Source organism: Pantoea allii (genome assembly GCF_002307475.1).
GTDB classification, from domain to species: domain Bacteria; phylum Pseudomonadota; class Gammaproteobacteria; order Enterobacterales; family Enterobacteriaceae; genus Pantoea; species Pantoea allii.
The window spans coordinates 632,123-647,442 of the sequence record NZ_NTMH01000040.1 but is presented as its reverse complement, the minus strand read 5'-3'; the positions used below and the strand labels follow the sequence as shown (position 1 = coordinate 647,442).

Genomic DNA, 15,320 nt, shown 5'->3' with positions numbered 1-15,320 from the left:
GTCACGCTCACTACGAAAAACTCTTTCGCTAAAATTATGTTATCTGGCCTTTTGCCTTTTTACGTTGAGTGGTAATTTGCCCGCACTTTTTATTGCGATCTCCGTCCACTATGAACCTCGACGTCTTTACGTTATTTATTTGCGAACTCTACGTACTGGGGTTTATGAGTCTGATTATGCTCTTTGCCTGGGTCGGTTCACACTATGACCGTATTCTGGGCTATGTCTGTGCCGCCATCGTGCTGACGCTGATCGCCTTTTTCCTCAGTAGCCTGCGCAGTCAGGGATACCATTTCTTGCCGGTGGCCGTGAGCAATGTGCTGGTCATGCTGGCTTACGGCGGATTACTCAGCGCCTTTCGGACATTTTGCGGTAAATCACCGGGGATGGCTGGCCTGGCTGGGGCGGCCTTGTGGTCACTGCTCTGCCTGATCCCGGCCTTCTATGACAGCTTATCCCTGCGTGTTCTGGTGCTCTGTCTGCTCTGTATCGCTTACACCGCTACATTCATTTACTTACTCTGGCTGGCACGCCGCGATATGGATGCTACCTTCTGGCCTGCACAATTATTGCTCTGGACACATCTGATTTTTCATGTCGCCCGCTTATTTCTGGATAACGCCCGTCCCATTGGATTACAGGGGGCGATCAGCGGTTCTGATTTTTCGGTCTATGTGATTATCGAATCGATGCTCTTTGTGATTGGCTTCACCGTAACCATTCTGGCGATGGTGAATGAACGCACGCGTAATGCATTAAAAAATGCCTCACTTCACGATCCGCTGACCAATATCTGGAATCGTCGTGCGCTGTTTTCCGGCGCGGATAATATGACCCGGCAGTGCCTGAAACAAAATAAGGCACTAACGGTCGTCTTATTCGATCTTGATCATTTCAAAGGGATTAATGATCGCTACGGGCATCAGCAAGGGGATCAGGTATTAATTGATTTTTGTCACAGGGTTTCAGGGATGTTGCCACAGGAGGGTCACTTTGCCCGACTGGGCGGTGAGGAGTTTGCCGCGCTGCTGCCCTTACCTTTTGAGCCGGCCAGAGACTGGTGCGAAGCGGTGCGCCATACCGTTCAGCTTTCGCGTCCTGGTCAGATCGACTATTCGGTCAGTATTGGTTTTGCCACCGCCGATGAGCGTTATATTGATTTTGGCGAGCTGATGGCTCTGGCGGATAAAGCACTTTACCGCGCCAAAGCCAAAGGCAGAAACCGAACAGAACCTTATCGGGTTATGTCAGAAAATCTAATGTGACGAATGATGGGTTCGGCGGCAGCGTTTATCGCCGTAATGACGGACCCAGTAATAGCGATCTTCGACTTTTTCACGACCGCTGATACAGGCACCCACCAGCCACAGTAGTGCGCCAAAGAAAATGCCGAACATTGCACTTTGAGCCAGTATCTGCGGCAGATTAAGCGACGGCAGTTGGTTAACAATCGAAAAACCGACGCCGAGAATCATGGTCATTAAACCTATGACCATCAGGGCATTACCTGCCATGCGTGAGTGATGACGTTTCATCTTTCACCTCCTGTGTGTGCGGTCGGATGAGCGCACACAATGTTAAACTGCTGATAGTGTAGGCAATGCCGTCAGGCTAATTTGTGAACTTAATCACATAAATACCAGATGATTTGTGACCAACACGTTATTCCAGCTTATTGATTTAGATGAAAAATAATTAATCACTGACACTAATAAATTCTCTGGCACAGTCTTTGTGATCCACGTCCCGGCACAGTAAACTATCGCCCTTTGGTTATAACAGCAGGATATTCCTTGTGAGCAGCATAAAACTGATTGTGGGCCTGGCGAATCCCGGCGCTGAATATGCCGCCACGCGCCATAACGCGGGTGCCTGGTATCTGGATTTGCTGGCTGAGCGTCATAATCAGTCGTTAAAAGAAGAAGCCAAATTTTATGGCTACACCGCACGACTGGCTTTAGCCGGTGAAGACGTGCGCTTGCTGGTGCCGACCACCTTTATGAACCTGAGTGGCAAAGCCGTGGCGGCCATGGCGACCTTCTATCGCATTGCACCCGAGGAAATTTTAGTGGCCCATGATGAACTCGATCTGCCACCGGGCATTGCGAAATTCAAACAAGGCGGCGGTCATGGCGGTCACAACGGCCTGAAAGACATCATCAGCAAGCTCGGCAACAACAATAACTTTCATCGCCTGCGCATTGGCATCGGCCATCCTGGCGATCGAAATAAAGTGACCGGTTTTGTGTTGGGCAAGCCCCCGGCCAGCGAGCAAAAACTGATTGATGATGCCATTGATGAGGCCGCGCGCTGCACCGAACTGTGGCTAAAAGAAGATCGCATCAAGGCGATGAACCGCCTGCATGCCTTTAAGCCTGTCTAATCGCCCAGATTGTCGCGAATCTGTGTATAATGCGCGAAAATTATCTTACGTTTCCGGTGGAGCCTGCCTAATGGCTCTGCCCATCCAGCTATAAAGGGTACTAAACCATGGGATTCAAATGCGGTATCGTGGGCCTGCCAAATGTCGGTAAATCCACTCTTTTCAACGCGCTGACGAAAGCGGGTATTGAAGCGGCTAACTTCCCCTTCTGCACAATTGAACCCAACACTGGCGTCGTCCCTATGCCAGACCTGCGTCTGGATCAGCTGTCTGAGATCGTTAAGCCGCAGCGTGTCGTACCGACCACCATGGAATTCGTTGATATTGCCGGTCTGGTGAAAGGCGCATCCAAAGGTGAAGGCCTGGGCAACCAGTTCCTGACCAACATCCGTGAGACCGAAGCGATTGGTCACGTGGTGCGCTGCTTTGAGAACGACAATATTATTCACGTAAATAATAAGGTCGATCCGGCGGATGATATTGAGACCATCAATACCGAGCTGGCGCTGGCAGATCTGGATACCTGTGAACGTGCTTTACAGCGCGTACAGAAAAAAGCCAAAGGTGGCGACAAAGACGCCAAGGCTGAGCAGGCCGCCCTGGAAAAATGCCTGCCGCATTTAGAAAACGCCGGTATGCTGCGTGCGCTGGATCTGACGGAAGAAGACAAAGCCGCCCTGCGCTACCTGAGCTTCCTGACGCTGAAGCCGACCATGTATATCGCCAACGTCAACGAAGACGGTTTTGAGAACAACCCGTACCTGGATAAAGTGCGCGAAATCGCCGAGAAAGAAGGCTCGGTGGTCGTGCCGGTTTGTGCCGCCGTGGAGTCCGACATCGCCGAGCTGGAAGATGAAGATCGCGATGAGTTTATGGCCGAGCTGGGCATTGAAGAGCCAGGTCTGAACCGCGTGATTCGCGCCGGTTATTCCCTGCTGAACCTGCAAACCTATTTCACCGCTGGCGTGAAAGAAGTTCGGGCATGGACCATCCCTGTCGGTGCCACCGCGCCGCAGGCGGCCGGTAAAATCCATACCGACTTTGAGAAAGGCTTTATTCGCGCGCAGACTATCGCGTTTGAAGACTTTATTGCCTATAAGGGCGAGCAAGGTGCGAAAGAAGCTGGAAAAATGCGCTCAGAAGGGAAAGAGTACATTGTTAAAGATGGCGACGTGATGAACTTTTTGTTTAACGTCTAAATAAAATGTGTTGTCTCATGAGGCTTCATTGAATCTCATGAGTTTCACAAAAAATGATTAAATCCACGCACTTGCGTGGATTTTCGTTTCATAGCGTCTCAAATGATTTCGTAGAAGCGCAGTCAAAAATGAGTACGCAGGTGAGTACATCAAACTTCCATCTTTATTTTTAGTGAGTACAATAACGGTATAATAAATATACAAGGAATCGTTATGCTCACTGATACTCAATGCCGCACAGCAAAAGCGAAAGAAAAGCTCTATCGTCTCAACGATTTCAATGGCTTATACCTTGAAGTTAAACCTAATGGCAAAAAGGCGTGGCGCTATCGGTTTAAACTTAACGGTAAATCCAGCATGTTTGCGCTGGGTGAGTACCCGACGGTTAAACTTGCCGAAGCTCGCGAGAAATGCGAGCAAGCGCGTAAACAAGTCGCGAATGGAGTTAGCCCTACTCAGGCTCGCCAGTTAGATAAGATCCGCAAGGTCAATGACGCATCCAACACCTTTGAGCTAGTCGCCAAAGAGTGGTTGCAGATGAAAGACTGGGCTGAAATCACCAAAACTCGCCGCCTTGATATGCTTGAGCGTGTAGTTTTCCCCGCCATCGGCAAACTTCCTATCAGGGAAATCACCCCGCATCACATTCTTAAAATTCTTCAGGAAACGGCTAAGCGCGGCGCTCCGACTGTTGCCGCTGAAGCACGTAGAACCATTTCATCGGTTTTCGAGTTGGCAGTAGCGACACTTAGAGCTGATAGTGATCCTGTCTGGCCTGTGCGCAAGGCCCTTCCGGCTAATAAGACACAGCACAAACAGGCACTAAATCCTCAGCAAATCGGGAAGCTATTAAGCTGTTTTGATAACAGCCGTGGCTCGTATCAGGTTAACTATTGCATGTGGCTGATGTGGTGGACGCTGGCGCGACCAGCCGAAGCCACCGAGGTTGAATGGGCAGAATTCGATCTTGGTAATGCACTGTGGACCATTCCGGCTGCGCGCATGAAAGCTCGCAGAGAACATGTTATTCCCCTTCTCTCACAAGCGGTCAACATGCTCAGAACACTACAGGGATTAACCGGGCATCAACAGCATATCTTCCCGGGGCGAGATAACCCGCGTGGCCCGATGACACCGCACTCACTGCGCCAGCTACTGAAAAACCTCGGCTGGAGCGGAACGTATAGCCCACATGCAACACGAACCACAGGCAGTACCCGTTTGAACGAAATGGGTTATCGACCTGATGCTATTGAGGCACAATAAATCGCCACAGGTTTAACAGACACCTCAGAGTCATTTAAGATGGCTTAAAGAGAGGTGCCCATGAGTGGTAAGCGTTATCCCGAAGAGTTTAAAATTGAAGCAGTCAAACAGGTTGTCGATCGTGGTCATTCTGTTTCCAGCGTTGCAACACGTCTCGATATCACCACTCACAGCCTTTACGCCTGGATAAAGAAGTATGTTCCGGACTCATCCACTAATAAAGAACCGTCAGATGCTCAGGCCGGGATCCGCCGTCTCCAGAAAGAACTGAAGCAGGTTACCGACGAACGGGACATATTAAAAAAACCACGACGTACTTCGCAAAGCTGTCCGACTGAGGTACGTCTTTATCCGTGACAACACCGGTAGCTGGCCTGTTCGCCTGCTCTGTCGGTTGCTGGATGTTCATCCAAGTGGCTTTTACGCCTGGCTTCAGCAACTGCATTCACAACGCTATCAGGTAGACCTGAGACTGACGGGACAGATCAAACAGTTCTGGCTGGAATCGGGATGCGTCTGTGTTTATCGCAAGATCCACCTGGATCTGCGGGACAGCGGGCAACATTGCGGAGTCAACAAAGTCTGGCGACTTATGAAACCTGCCGGGATAAAAGCTCAGGTCGGATACCGAAGCCCGCAGGCACGTAAAAGCGAGGCCAGTATCGTGTCGCCCAACAGGCTCCAGCGACAGTTCAATCCGGGTACTCCGGATGAGCGTTGCGTAACGGACATAACCTATATCAGGACTCACGAAGGCTGGCTGTATCTTGCCGTGGTTGTTGATCTGTTCTCACGCAAAATTATCGGCTGGTCAATGCAACCCCGGATGACAAAGGACATTGTCCTGAACGCATTGCTGATGGCTGTATGGCGGCGTAATCCCCAAAAACAGGTGCTGGTTCGCTCGGGTCAGGGCAGTCAGTACACAATCGTTCCTGAAATCACACGGCCTGGAAAGCAGCATGAGCCATCGCGGTAATTGCCATGATAATGCGGTTGCAGAAAGCTTTTTCCAGTTGCTGAAGCGTGAACGGATAAAGAAAAAGATCTACGGAACGCGGGAAGAAGCCCGCAGCGATATTTTTGAATACTACGAAATGTTTTATAACAGTAAGCGTCGGCATGGTTCTGGCGATCAGATGTCGCCGGCAGAATATGAAAACCAGTATTACCAACGACTCGAAAGTGTCTAGATTATCCGTGGCGATTCAATTTTGTAACCCCATCCACTGTTTATTACTTTAGGACATAATAACCTCTGTTTGTAGGGTGCAGGGGTCCCGTTTATTCCGGCCCCTGATGTTATAAGGATGTCATTACTGATTATGACGTCTGAAGCATTCTGGCCGTTTGCTGTAAGCGCTGGTACTTTTCATAGCGACGCTGATGGGTTGCGCGGTACGTTTCGCTTACCAAATAAGACTGATCTTTATGAGTAAATTGTTTCATCGCACTTACGACGGATGGTGCAATATTTGCTGCCACGGCCCCCAGAATGGCAGAACCAAGCAGAACGGGTTCGCTGCACGTGGTTGAGATGACCGGTAATTCGCATGCATCTGCCAGAATCTGACGCACCAGTGGATGACGTCCAGCCCCGCCGCTAATGACGATGCTGTCCGTTTTTATGCCCTGTGCTTCTTGTGTATCGACGATCTGGCGCAGGCCATAGCCGATACCACAAAGGCCGGCGACATAAAGCGCAACCAGACTATCCAGATCGCGTTCCATCCCCAGTCCGGCAATGATGGCGCGGGCATGTGGGTCGGCGAACGGCGCGCGATTTCCCAGAAATTCAGGCACAACATAAATGCCTTCAGCCAGCTCAACGGCAGCAGAAGTCGTCACAGATTTCTCCTGCGCCAGATTGGCGAGAAATACCGGTAATGATATGCCTGCTTTCGCGGCCATTTCCGTTGCTTTAGCCCCTATAGGGTGCATCGCCACTAGTTGATCTATTGCTGCCCCCGCAGAGCTTTGACCACCTTCATTCAGCCAGTAACCGGGAACCATTGCAGAGTAGTAAGGCCCCCACACGCCTGGTACGGCAACCGCCTCCCGGGTGCTGGTCATGGTGCAGGAAGAGGTACCGAAGACATAGGCCAGATTGCTTAATGCCCCGCCAGCAACGCCGACCGTACCGATCCCTCCCGCATGCGCATCAATCATGCCAATGGCAACCGGAGTACCGACCAACAGTCCCATTTCACGGGCCGCGTCTTCAGTCAGACCATCACCACAAGGCATACCTGGCGCGGACATTTTTTGGCCGATACGTCTGAAATCTTCATCAGCCAAATCGCCCAGTCCAATCGTACGGAAGTAGTCAGGGTCCCATCGGTTTTCATGGGCAAGCCATGTCCATTTGCAGGTGACGGTACAAATGGAGCGCGTCAGATCGCCTGTAGCGCGCCAGGTCAGATAGTCTGCCAGGTCGAAAAATTGCCAGGCGTTATCGTAAACCTCGCGGCGATTTTCTTTCAGCCAGAGAATTTTGGGTGTTTCCATCTCCGGTGAAATTTTCCCCCCCACATATTTCAGTACAGAATGTTGGGTGGCATTGATTCTTTCTGCCTGCCGGGTCGCCCGGTGATCCATCCATACGATGACATTTTGATCGGCATTACCGTCAGCACTGGTGGCGAGTGGGCGGCCATTTTCACCGACCACAACCAGAGAGCAGGTCGCATCAAAACCCAGTCCTGCCACGTTTTCAGCGCGTATTCCGGTCGTTTCAAGGGATTGTCTGACGCAATGGCAAATCGCCTGCCAGATTTCTGTGCTGGACTGCTCCACGCGGTTGCCTGAACGGCGAAAGACATTAATTTTCTGAACAGCATGCGTCAGTAGCCTGCCCTCCAAATCGAAGATGCCTGCACGAACGCTACCTGAACCGACATCGATGCCAATAACCGCTTTATTCTCGTTATTCATACTTTCTTCACCTGAAAAAATTGTTGCTGTTTGCCGGCTATGCCTGGCTCAGAGGTCGACACTGTTTGGCAGAATGACTAAATCGCGTACGGTGACTCCTTTAGAGCGTGTCACCATAAACAATACGGATTCTGCAACTTCAGTTGGTTGCATCAGGCTGCCATTAGCTAGTGCTTCGTCCATTTTGGCTTTCGGCCAGTCATCAAGCAGAGCCGTTACCACAGGACCCGGCAGCACCGCCCCGACACGAACGCCGTACTGTGCAACCTGACGACGCGTGGTGTGCACAAACGCCTGCACGGCAAATTTAGATGCGGCATAAATAGGTTCCCAGATAACAGGAACAACGCCGGCAATAGAACTGGTAAAGATGATGTCACCAGATTTTTGTTTGATCATTTCAGGCAGGACTGCGCGGACGCAACGGAAAGCAGCATTAATGTTCAGACAGAGCACCCGATCCCAGACATCAGGATCGCCTTCCGCTACGGGTCCGCCAACATAGGCCCCTGCATTGGCATGGAAAATATCCAGACGCCCAGTCAGGTTAATAATGTCGGAAAGCATATTGTCAATCTGCTCCGGTTTCATTAAATCAACCTGCAGGGCAAATGCGTTGTCGCCCAGTTCAGTAACCAGCTTGCTCAGCTTTTCGCCGTCGCGATCGATGAGAACAACTTTTGCACCTGCGGCCAGCAATGTTTTTGCACAGGCCAGACCGATGCCGGAAGCTGCACCGGTAATGGCAGCCACCTTACCTTCAAGGGAAGTAGTAATGGATGAATTTGATGAGGTCATTTTATAATCCTTTTATATGTCAAAAATCAGGTTTCTGTACGCCCATTAAGGGTGCAAAAACCGGGGGCGTACTGTTTTTTACTCGCTCAACCGATGAAGCTGTGGTATCACTTTAAAAAAAAGTGGGCAAGAGTCTTCAAAAAAATGGGGTTGGATTTGTGACACGAACAGAAAAAATCAAGAAAACGACTATCTATGATCTGGCGAAACTTACCGGCGTATCGGCTAGTGCCGTGAGCGCAATTTTGAACGGGAGCTGGGAAAAACGGCGGATCAGTAAATCACTGGCGGACAGGGTAAAAAAAATTGCCGAAGAGCAGGGCTATGCGCTGAATCGGCAGGCAAGCCTGCTTCGTAGCCAAAAATCCAACGTTATTGGTATGCTGGTTCCCAGGTACGATAACCGCTACTTTGGTTCGATAGCCGAGCGCTTTGAAGAAATGGCACGAGAGCGCAATATGCTGCCGATTATTACCTGTACTCGCAGGGATCCAGAACTGGAGCTGGAAGCAGCCCGGGTTATGCTTTCGTGGCAGGTGGACTGGATTGTGGCTACCGGGGCGACCTTTCCGGACAAAATCACCGGGCTTTGTCAGCAGGCAGGAGTGCCTGTAATTAATCTCGACTTACCCGGGACACTGGCTCCGTCGATTATCTCTGATAATTATACTGGCGCAAAAAAATTAACTGAAACCATTCTGGCTCAGAGTACTGCCCGTTACGGTACAACATCACCCCTGTACTTTATTGGGGGGCGTAAAACAGATCATAATACTGCTGAGCGTCTCAGGGGGTTTATTGATGCTCATGCAGCCCATGGACTCTGCGTGCCGGAAGAAAACCTGCTGGTAAGAGGCTATTCTCTCGGCAACATTGCCCTGACCCTGGAAGATGCTTTTGATAATAGTGAAATTCACCTGCCGGGTATCTTTATTAATTCAACTATCTCTCTCGAAGGCGTGGTAGGTTGGCTGGCGCAGCGTGGACTGATTAACAAAAAACAACCGCCATTGGGCTGTTTTGACTGGGATCCGTTTGTATCACTGCTTGGGCATAATATTTCTATGATTCGTCAGGATGTACCGGCAATGCTGGATGCTGTTTTTAAAATCATTGATACCGGAGAAGTATCTTCAGGAACGATTGAAATCCCCCCACTATTGGTGAAAGGGTGATTTTAACGAAGGAAATAGGAATAAGTTATTGGTAAGAGTTACCAATGGCGAAAGTCAAATAATTTCCGAGAAGTAAATCTCATATCTATCGTGCACAACCTCATTGATAATGCGAATAAAAAAATAAACAAAGGCGTTATTAACTTAAATATAAAATTATTAAACAACACTCTATTCATACGTGTTAGCGATACAAGTCAGGGTTTTGATATAAAGAAATTAGATTTACTTTTCTGGCCTTTTAATCAGGGAGTAAAGGAAGATACACTGCAGGGATTGGAACTGGGCCTGACCATCATAAAGCTATATTAAATCGTTACATGGCAATATCAGGATAAGATCAGTTATTGAAAAAGGATCAACATGTTTAGTCATCCTTCCTGTAAAAGGTTTACCTGATTACTGAAAATTACACCGTCTGATATAGGCGGTGAAGATAATTTTAATTCACTCTTCTTGCAGGAAATGTTTAGTTGACGCCTTGTCTTTTGCATCATTAACCTCTGACAGATTTCTGTCCAGAATTGTCTCCAGCGCCTCTTCGTTTTTTTCTCCGCGCATATTCAGGTAGATTTCTTAGACCATTGCCATTAAAATACTTATTCCTTCCCTTGTTCCTGAAACTTTACGTATGAGGTCACGGTTAAACCCCTCAGTGTCAAACTTACTGCTCTCACCCTGATGGTTCTTTACCATCAGACCGAATCCGAGAAGCTCATTGACCATTGACGAGAAATTTATCTCACAGTGTGTCGCCTCGTTCTGAACTTCCATTTCGACCAGTTCCTGTACTCCAATGTTTTAAATAAATAAAAATGCAAAATAAAATCTTGCGCGAGGTGTGATGAAAGAGAAACTCTAAAAGTGGCTTGTTGAATATGTGTCTTAAGTGGAATTTAAATAACCTCATACAGGTACTGGCAACATGCTCAAAGCGCATAGTGCGCGTCTGTAACAACTTATCTTGCACGGGATGCCTGAGAAGGTATTTTTATGCACAGACACAGCACGTCGTATTTTACGCAAACACATGAAAATTGATAAATATGAAATGGTTACCCGCCTCCGTGTTTTTTGCGACATTCACCGTACATGCTGAGCCAGAAATACGCTTCACGAAAGCCGGGCATGATTGCGGTATTTATCCACGTTTGCTGATGACTCGCTCAATTCAATAATCACGCATGCGTAATAACGCAACAAACAGCAAAACCGCACGAAACAGCACAGATGTATGCAATATGAAAATTAACAGTTCTAACTTCAATTCGTCAAAAATATTCAATATTACGCGGGAACGTTTACTGGCCGATCAGTGTAAACACAGGCGCCCCGGAAACGGCGTTGCCCCTTACATCCCGCCGTGTGTACTGGCGGGGTGCGTGGAGCGCCGCAAACGGCGCGACTGCGCGGCGCAGCCAGGACGGCTGCTGCAAGCGAAAGGTGTTGCGTCAGGATGGAAACCCGCTGCCCCGGAACGGGCCCGGGCAGAGACGGCGAGACGGCTCTGTGCGGAGCATGACAGCCGACAGCACGCCCGCATAACCGGCTATTCCGGTCACGCACCACGACAAAAAAACTGGAATGAATGGCGGTAAAAGCACCACGGAAGAATACCGTTATCAGAGGCGGTGCGGTGATCGCGCCGTCAGGCGCGCGCCCTGCCGTTCCGCCGCCGAAGGCGCAGGTTTTGGCAGGCTGACAGGCGGGCCGCAACCGCCTGAACGTTACTGATTAACCTTTGCCGCTCTGCAAAATAAAGTGGCCGCTAATATATACGGCACACTGACAGGTCATGTAATGGCAGATTTCATCTATGATCTCTTCCGTCCTGAGTTCTCTCTGACCACAGAAACGGCTGCGCTCGTTTATCAGGGCTTTGTACTGGCAAAGGATGCTGCGGTTCTGCGGTGACAGTTTCATTTTTCTTCTTATCTGTTCAGTGCCATTCTCGCCTGAGCAACAGCCTGCAAAATCGTACTGGGGTCGTCTTCTCCTCCGGTCTGGACTAAACGCCCTGCTGCTTCGGCCAGCGTCTGAAGGCTTCGTGCATCAAAGCTGACTTCGCGTACCTGATGCATCATCGCCCGAATATTACTGAGATGCTCCCATACGGTCTGTCCGTTGATACCGTGCTCAATGTAGTTTTCATCCAGTGAGATGCGTCTGAGCACCTCGACAGACTCTTGTTCGGTAATGCCCATTTCTTCGCTGCAGACTTCCACATCTTCGATTGTCCACACCAGAACGGTCAGGGTGCACCCAGGGATATAGTTTTCCAGCAGCCAGGCGCAGACTTCATTTACGTTGCCATGCATGTTTTTTTCTCCTGTAAGGGACGGTCTCACCGCCCCTGATCAATCAGTCCAGTGCGCGGAACAGCGCGCCGCCCTCGGTGTGCGTATCTGCATACGCCATCAGTTGCTCGTAACGTTCACAAAAGTGGGCGCAGAGTTCTTCCTGATCATGGTGGCTGTGCATCCAGCTACGGTGATTAAGCACCAGTGCAGTCAGAATGATGCCCGCCACCTCCGCTGAAACGATCATATCCGTCCAGTTTTCAGGGTTACGGAAACGGTACTCATCGCCAGGCGACTGCATGAATCCTCCGCCATTGGGTAACTGCACAAACTCCCAGAAACCGCCGTTGTAACCTTCCAGAAAGCGTTCTGCCTAGTGATAAACGTTGAGTTCTGAGCGCAAAAAGTCGCTGGAAAACAGCATGGGTAAAAAGCGCATTCGTGCGTCCCCGTCGACGAAACGGGCTTGATTCATTTCCTGCATACAAACGCCTCGCTTAAGGGGATGACAGATACGGCCTGTGCCGTGCCTGAATGACAGCCCGACGAAAAGCGGAGTGATCAGGAGCGACGACGAGGCCGCAGCGCAATCGAGCGGAGCCGTGATTATGCACGCGATGACGCGAAGACTGAGCGGAAGCGCGACGGGAGTAAGCCCCGTGGAGGGAGTGCGAACTGGGGAGGAGGCGAGCGAAGCGATCTCTTGATCACGCAGTGGTCGGGCTAAAGTGAAGGCACGGCAACGGCCGCAGACCGCACGGACCGGGTTTTCTGCCTTCTCCCGCGAGAGGCGGAATAAAGCGGCGCACAGCAACATCCTTGTTCTCTGTTGTCCACAGCCCGGGTGCATATCCGGCACCTAACCCTGTGGATAAACGCCCACCGGCGGCAGCATAAGCGACATTAAAAGGAGTGATCAGAAAACAACCACTTCGACATCTTAATTCAGGTGACTGCGCATCAGCGCGGCCCGCCGGTGAAGGTCGATGAGCTGTAAATCAATGTCCTCAATCAGCACCGCCGCCATTTTCTGCGCCGGCGAGGCACTGCGATAGGCCTGATGTGTTAACGCCAGTTCCGATGAGGGAATACTCACATAGTCTGCATAGGCACTGCTGCCATTCATTATCCCCTCCGGAAAGCGCACCATTGAATAGACCTCATCGCCTGGGCTGAACAGAGAGACGTTATTGCCGGCCGCTGCAACGACTCCGGATACATCAGTTCCCAGGATGAGCGGGAATGTTGGGTTTGGTCGCCTTTCAAGTGGATTAAGGCTGGCGGCGTGCACTTGAACAAGTACTTCGTCACTTCCAACAAGCTAAAAGCGAACGTTACTGGACCAATTTCAGTTGCTTTTATGAACCCTGATAACAATCAGTAATGTACCAGGCCGCCGTCTACCGCATATTGGCTGCCGGTAACATAAGATGCGTCATCGGACAGGAGAAAAAGGGCAACTGCAGCGGCCTCTGCTGCTGTTCCTGAGCGGCCCAAAGGAACCTGTTTTACCACAAAATCTTCAAACTGCTGACGCGACTCTTCTGGCAAAAAGTGCCTGAAGTTGGTTTCAATCGGACCTGGCACCAACGTGTTGGCGCGTATACCGCGTTCAGCCAGAGCAGAAGCCCAGCTTTTGACCATAGCGATAACAGCGCCTTTCGTCGATGCATACAGGCTTGTCATCGCCGCACCTTCATATACAGATGAGGATGACGTCACCAGAACGGATGCGCCTGAATTAAGTGATTTGGAGAGCGCTGCCAGCTGTAGCATTGGGCCGCGCACATTAGCGTTCATCATGCGATTAAATGAATCTGCTGTTACAGATCCCGGAGAGCTTAGTTCCGCGAAACCAGCATTAAGCCATAATCCATCAAGTTTACTCCAGCCATCAATAGCTTCCTGCAGCACATTTATGTCAGTTTCGCTTGCAGCATCGCTTTTCAGAACAAGCGATGCCACAGGAAGGATACTGCGTGCGCGTTCCAGCCTTTCTTCATTAAGCCCCGTAATAGCTACATGCCCACCTTCAGAGACAATTCGCTGAGCGCCTGCCAGCCCCATGCCGCTTGTCCCACCCGTGATCAATATACGTTTACCCTGAAACCTTCCCATGCTTACTCCCTTTATTTGGCTGTGGAATCAGCATTTACCTTGCGTAAAAAAACTATTCGTCATCTTTTTTATTATGCAACGATGGCATTGCTGTTTAAATGTCCTCTCGTGGCATAAAGCAGACTGATGTCATCCTAATCTCCCATATGAGCGAGGAGCGGACAAGAGACTTTCATGAATAGTTACGATAACTGCTCATGTATTTCAGAAAATGCTCGGCTGCTTCGAAAGAGAAAATATTGATATCAGAGGCATCACCACAGGTGCTCCGATAATGGCGGATGAGAAAGACCCGCCGCTTACCGTTGCCGGCGACAACCCCGCTCCAGCTTTTTCTGGAGACGGCGGATCCCGGCCTGAGCATCTGACGGTTCTTTATTAGTGGATGAGTCCGGAACGTACTTCTTTATCCAGGCGTAAAGTCTGTAGGTGATGATATCGAGACGTGTTGCAACGCTGGAAACAGAATAACCACGATCGACGACCTGTTTGACTGCTTCAATTTTAAACTCTTCGGGATAACGCTTACCGATCATGGGCACCTCTCTTTAAGTCATCTTAAATGACTCTGAGGTGTCTGCGATTCATATCTCCCTTTCCTCTCAAGTCGTAAAATGCTAAGAACACAACAGGGATTAACCGGGCATGGCAGCACCAAGGTCCAATGACATCGCACTCCCTGCGTCAGCTACTTAAAAGCATTGGCTGGAGTGGTATTTAGCCCACATGCTACCAGAACCAGAGGCAGTACTCGTTTAAACGTGATGGGCTATCGATCAGATGCTATCGAGGCCCAACTTGCACATGCTGACACCAACAATGTCCGCCGCACTTACAACCATGCGGCCTATATTGATGAACGTAAAGTGATGATGCAGGAATGGGCTGATATGTTGGATAAAAGTTTACACAACGTCCCCCTTTGATTAAGGATCGCGTTGCACCGCCCCCATTGAACTCACAGCTCAAACCGAATCTTACGATTGAACCGGACTGGCCTGCGCCGGTAAGAATATTTAGGCCGCAAATACCATTTAACGGATAAACATAGATCGTCAGACAGAGACATGATGGCTGCTGAGATTCCCCTGCTCATATCGGTGAATCATCATTAGGTTTTCCCTTACGAACTGAATACTCACTGACC

The 15,320-nt window shown here is 49.9% G+C and carries 13 protein-coding genes and 5 pseudogenes; 8 read left to right on the top strand and 10 right to left on the bottom strand.

The window, feature by feature from the left end; translation table 11 throughout:
* The first annotated feature begins 110 nt into the window (after positions 1-110).
* Positions 111-1,265 carry a GGDEF domain-containing protein gene (locus tag CMR03_RS20240; RefSeq protein ID WP_096012475.1) on the top strand — a complete coding sequence of 385 codons (1,155 nt, stop codon included), beginning with the start codon at positions 111-113 and terminating at the stop codon, positions 1,263-1,265.
* Here the strand turns inward: CMR03_RS20240 and ychH are convergent.
* The gene (ychH, locus tag CMR03_RS20235; RefSeq protein WP_063879317.1) at positions 1,257-1,535 is read right to left on the bottom strand and encodes a stress-induced protein YchH; all 279 of its coding nucleotides are present in this window, start codon (positions 1,533-1,535) and stop codon (positions 1,257-1,259) included. The two genes, CMR03_RS20240 and ychH, sit on opposite strands and share 9 nt — an antisense overlap.
* A gap of 260 nt (positions 1,536-1,795) precedes the next feature.
* On the opposite strand from ychH, the gene pth reads away from it, so the two are divergent.
* From pth to CMR03_RS20215, 4 genes and pseudogenes are all read left to right on the top strand, one after another.
* Entirely contained in the window at positions 1,796-2,383 is a 588-nt protein-coding gene (gene pth, locus CMR03_RS20230; protein WP_014606001.1) for an aminoacyl-tRNA hydrolase, read from the top strand.
* A gap of 107 nt (positions 2,384-2,490) precedes the next feature.
* Positions 2,491-3,582 (top strand): redox-regulated ATPase YchF, encoded by a 1,092-nt coding sequence (gene ychF / locus CMR03_RS20225; protein WP_063879316.1) that lies wholly within the window; start codon positions 2,491-2,493, stop codon positions 3,580-3,582.
* A gap of 213 nt (positions 3,583-3,795) precedes the next feature.
* Positions 3,796-4,845 (top strand): annotated as a pseudogene (locus tag CMR03_RS20220) (tyrosine-type recombinase/integrase); the annotation flags it as partial.
* A gap of 63 nt (positions 4,846-4,908) precedes the next feature.
* A pseudogene (locus tag CMR03_RS20215) lies at positions 4,909-6,041 on the top strand (IS3 family transposase).
* A 130-nt stretch (positions 6,042-6,171) separates the two neighbouring features.
* On the opposite strand, the gene CMR03_RS20210 reads toward CMR03_RS20215, so the two are convergent.
* Positions 6,172-7,782, bottom strand: a complete 1,611-nt coding sequence (locus tag CMR03_RS20210; RefSeq protein WP_063879292.1) for an FGGY-family carbohydrate kinase — start codon at positions 7,780-7,782, stop codon at positions 6,172-6,174.
* 48 nt (positions 7,783-7,830) lie between these two features.
* Positions 7,831-8,580 carry an SDR family oxidoreductase gene (locus tag CMR03_RS20205; RefSeq protein ID WP_063879291.1) on the bottom strand — a complete coding sequence of 250 codons (750 nt, stop codon included), beginning with the start codon at positions 8,578-8,580 and terminating at the stop codon, positions 7,831-7,833.
* A 158-nt stretch (positions 8,581-8,738) separates the two neighbouring features.
* On the opposite strand from CMR03_RS20205, the gene CMR03_RS20200 reads away from it, so the two are divergent.
* Positions 8,739-9,755 carry a LacI family DNA-binding transcriptional regulator gene (locus CMR03_RS20200; RefSeq protein WP_063879290.1) on the top strand — a complete coding sequence of 339 codons (1,017 nt, stop codon included), beginning with the start codon at positions 8,739-8,741 and terminating at the stop codon, positions 9,753-9,755.
* Between the two features lie 27 nt (positions 9,756-9,782).
* The gene (locus CMR03_RS25940; protein ID WP_096012474.1) at positions 9,783-10,067 is read left to right on the top strand and encodes an ATP-binding protein; all 285 of its coding nucleotides are present in this window, start codon (positions 9,783-9,785) and stop codon (positions 10,065-10,067) included.
* A gap of 264 nt (positions 10,068-10,331) precedes the next feature.
* Here CMR03_RS25940 and CMR03_RS26000 read toward each other — a convergent pair whose 3' ends face one another.
* The 7 genes and pseudogenes from CMR03_RS26000 to CMR03_RS20150 form a co-directional block, all read right to left on the bottom strand.
* On the bottom strand, positions 10,332-10,538 hold the full coding sequence (locus CMR03_RS26000) for a relaxosome protein TraM (RefSeq protein ID WP_436971931.1): 207 nt from the start codon (positions 10,536-10,538) through the stop codon (positions 10,332-10,334).
* Between the two features lie 951 nt (positions 10,539-11,489).
* Complete coding sequence (locus tag CMR03_RS25695) at positions 11,490-11,678, bottom strand: hypothetical protein (protein ID WP_096012473.1); 189 nt, start codon at positions 11,676-11,678, stop codon at positions 11,490-11,492.
* Between the two features lie 8 nt (positions 11,679-11,686).
* Positions 11,687-12,073, bottom strand: a complete 387-nt coding sequence (locus CMR03_RS20175; protein WP_063879289.1) for a DUF1380 family protein — start codon at positions 12,071-12,073, stop codon at positions 11,687-11,689.
* A gap of 43 nt (positions 12,074-12,116) precedes the next feature.
* Positions 12,117-12,539: pseudogene (locus CMR03_RS25690) on the bottom strand (antirestriction protein).
* Between the two features lie 582 nt (positions 12,540-13,121).
* Positions 13,122-13,373, bottom strand: a pseudogene (locus CMR03_RS20160) (alcohol dehydrogenase catalytic domain-containing protein); the annotation flags it as partial.
* Between the two features lie 59 nt (positions 13,374-13,432).
* A complete protein-coding gene (locus CMR03_RS20155; RefSeq protein ID WP_096012472.1) occupies positions 13,433-14,173 on the bottom strand; it encodes an SDR family oxidoreductase in 741 nt (246 codons plus the stop codon).
* Positions 14,174-14,493: 320 nt separating this feature from the next.
* A pseudogene (locus tag CMR03_RS20150) lies at positions 14,494-14,709 on the bottom strand (transposase); the annotation flags it as partial.
* Positions 14,710-14,874: 165 nt separating this feature from the next.
* Here CMR03_RS20150 and CMR03_RS20145 point away from each other — a divergent pair.
* Positions 14,875-15,099, top strand: coding sequence for a hypothetical protein (locus tag CMR03_RS20145; protein ID WP_371559308.1), 225 nt, complete (start codon positions 14,875-14,877; stop codon positions 15,097-15,099).
* The last annotated feature ends 221 nt before the right edge of the window (positions 15,100-15,320 follow it).

Excerpts from the sequence above, each read along its gene's own strand:
- CMR03_RS20240 (WP_096012475.1), top strand. The coding sequence starts at position 111 with ATGAACCTCGACGTCTTTACGTTATTTATTTGCGAACTCTACGTACTG.
- ychH (WP_063879317.1), bottom strand. The coding sequence starts at position 1,535 with ATGAAACGTCATCACTCACGCATGGCAGGTAATGCCCTGATGGTCATA.
- ychF (WP_063879316.1), top strand. The coding sequence starts at position 2,491 with ATGGGATTCAAATGCGGTATCGTGGGCCTGCCAAATGTCGGTAAATCC.
- CMR03_RS20210 (WP_063879292.1), bottom strand. The coding sequence starts at position 7,782 with ATGAATAACGAGAATAAAGCGGTTATTGGCATCGATGTCGGTTCAGGT.
- CMR03_RS20205 (WP_063879291.1), bottom strand. The coding sequence starts at position 8,580 with ATGACCTCATCAAATTCATCCATTACTACTTCCCTTGAAGGTAAGGTG.
- CMR03_RS25695 (WP_096012473.1), bottom strand. The coding sequence starts at position 11,678 with ATGAAACTGTCACCGCAGAACCGCAGCATCCTTTGCCAGTACAAAGCC.
- CMR03_RS20175 (WP_063879289.1), bottom strand. The coding sequence starts at position 12,073 with ATGCATGGCAACGTAAATGAAGTCTGCGCCTGGCTGCTGGAAAACTAT.
- CMR03_RS20155 (WP_096012472.1), bottom strand. The coding sequence starts at position 14,173 with ATGGGAAGGTTTCAGGGTAAACGTATATTGATCACGGGTGGGACAAGC.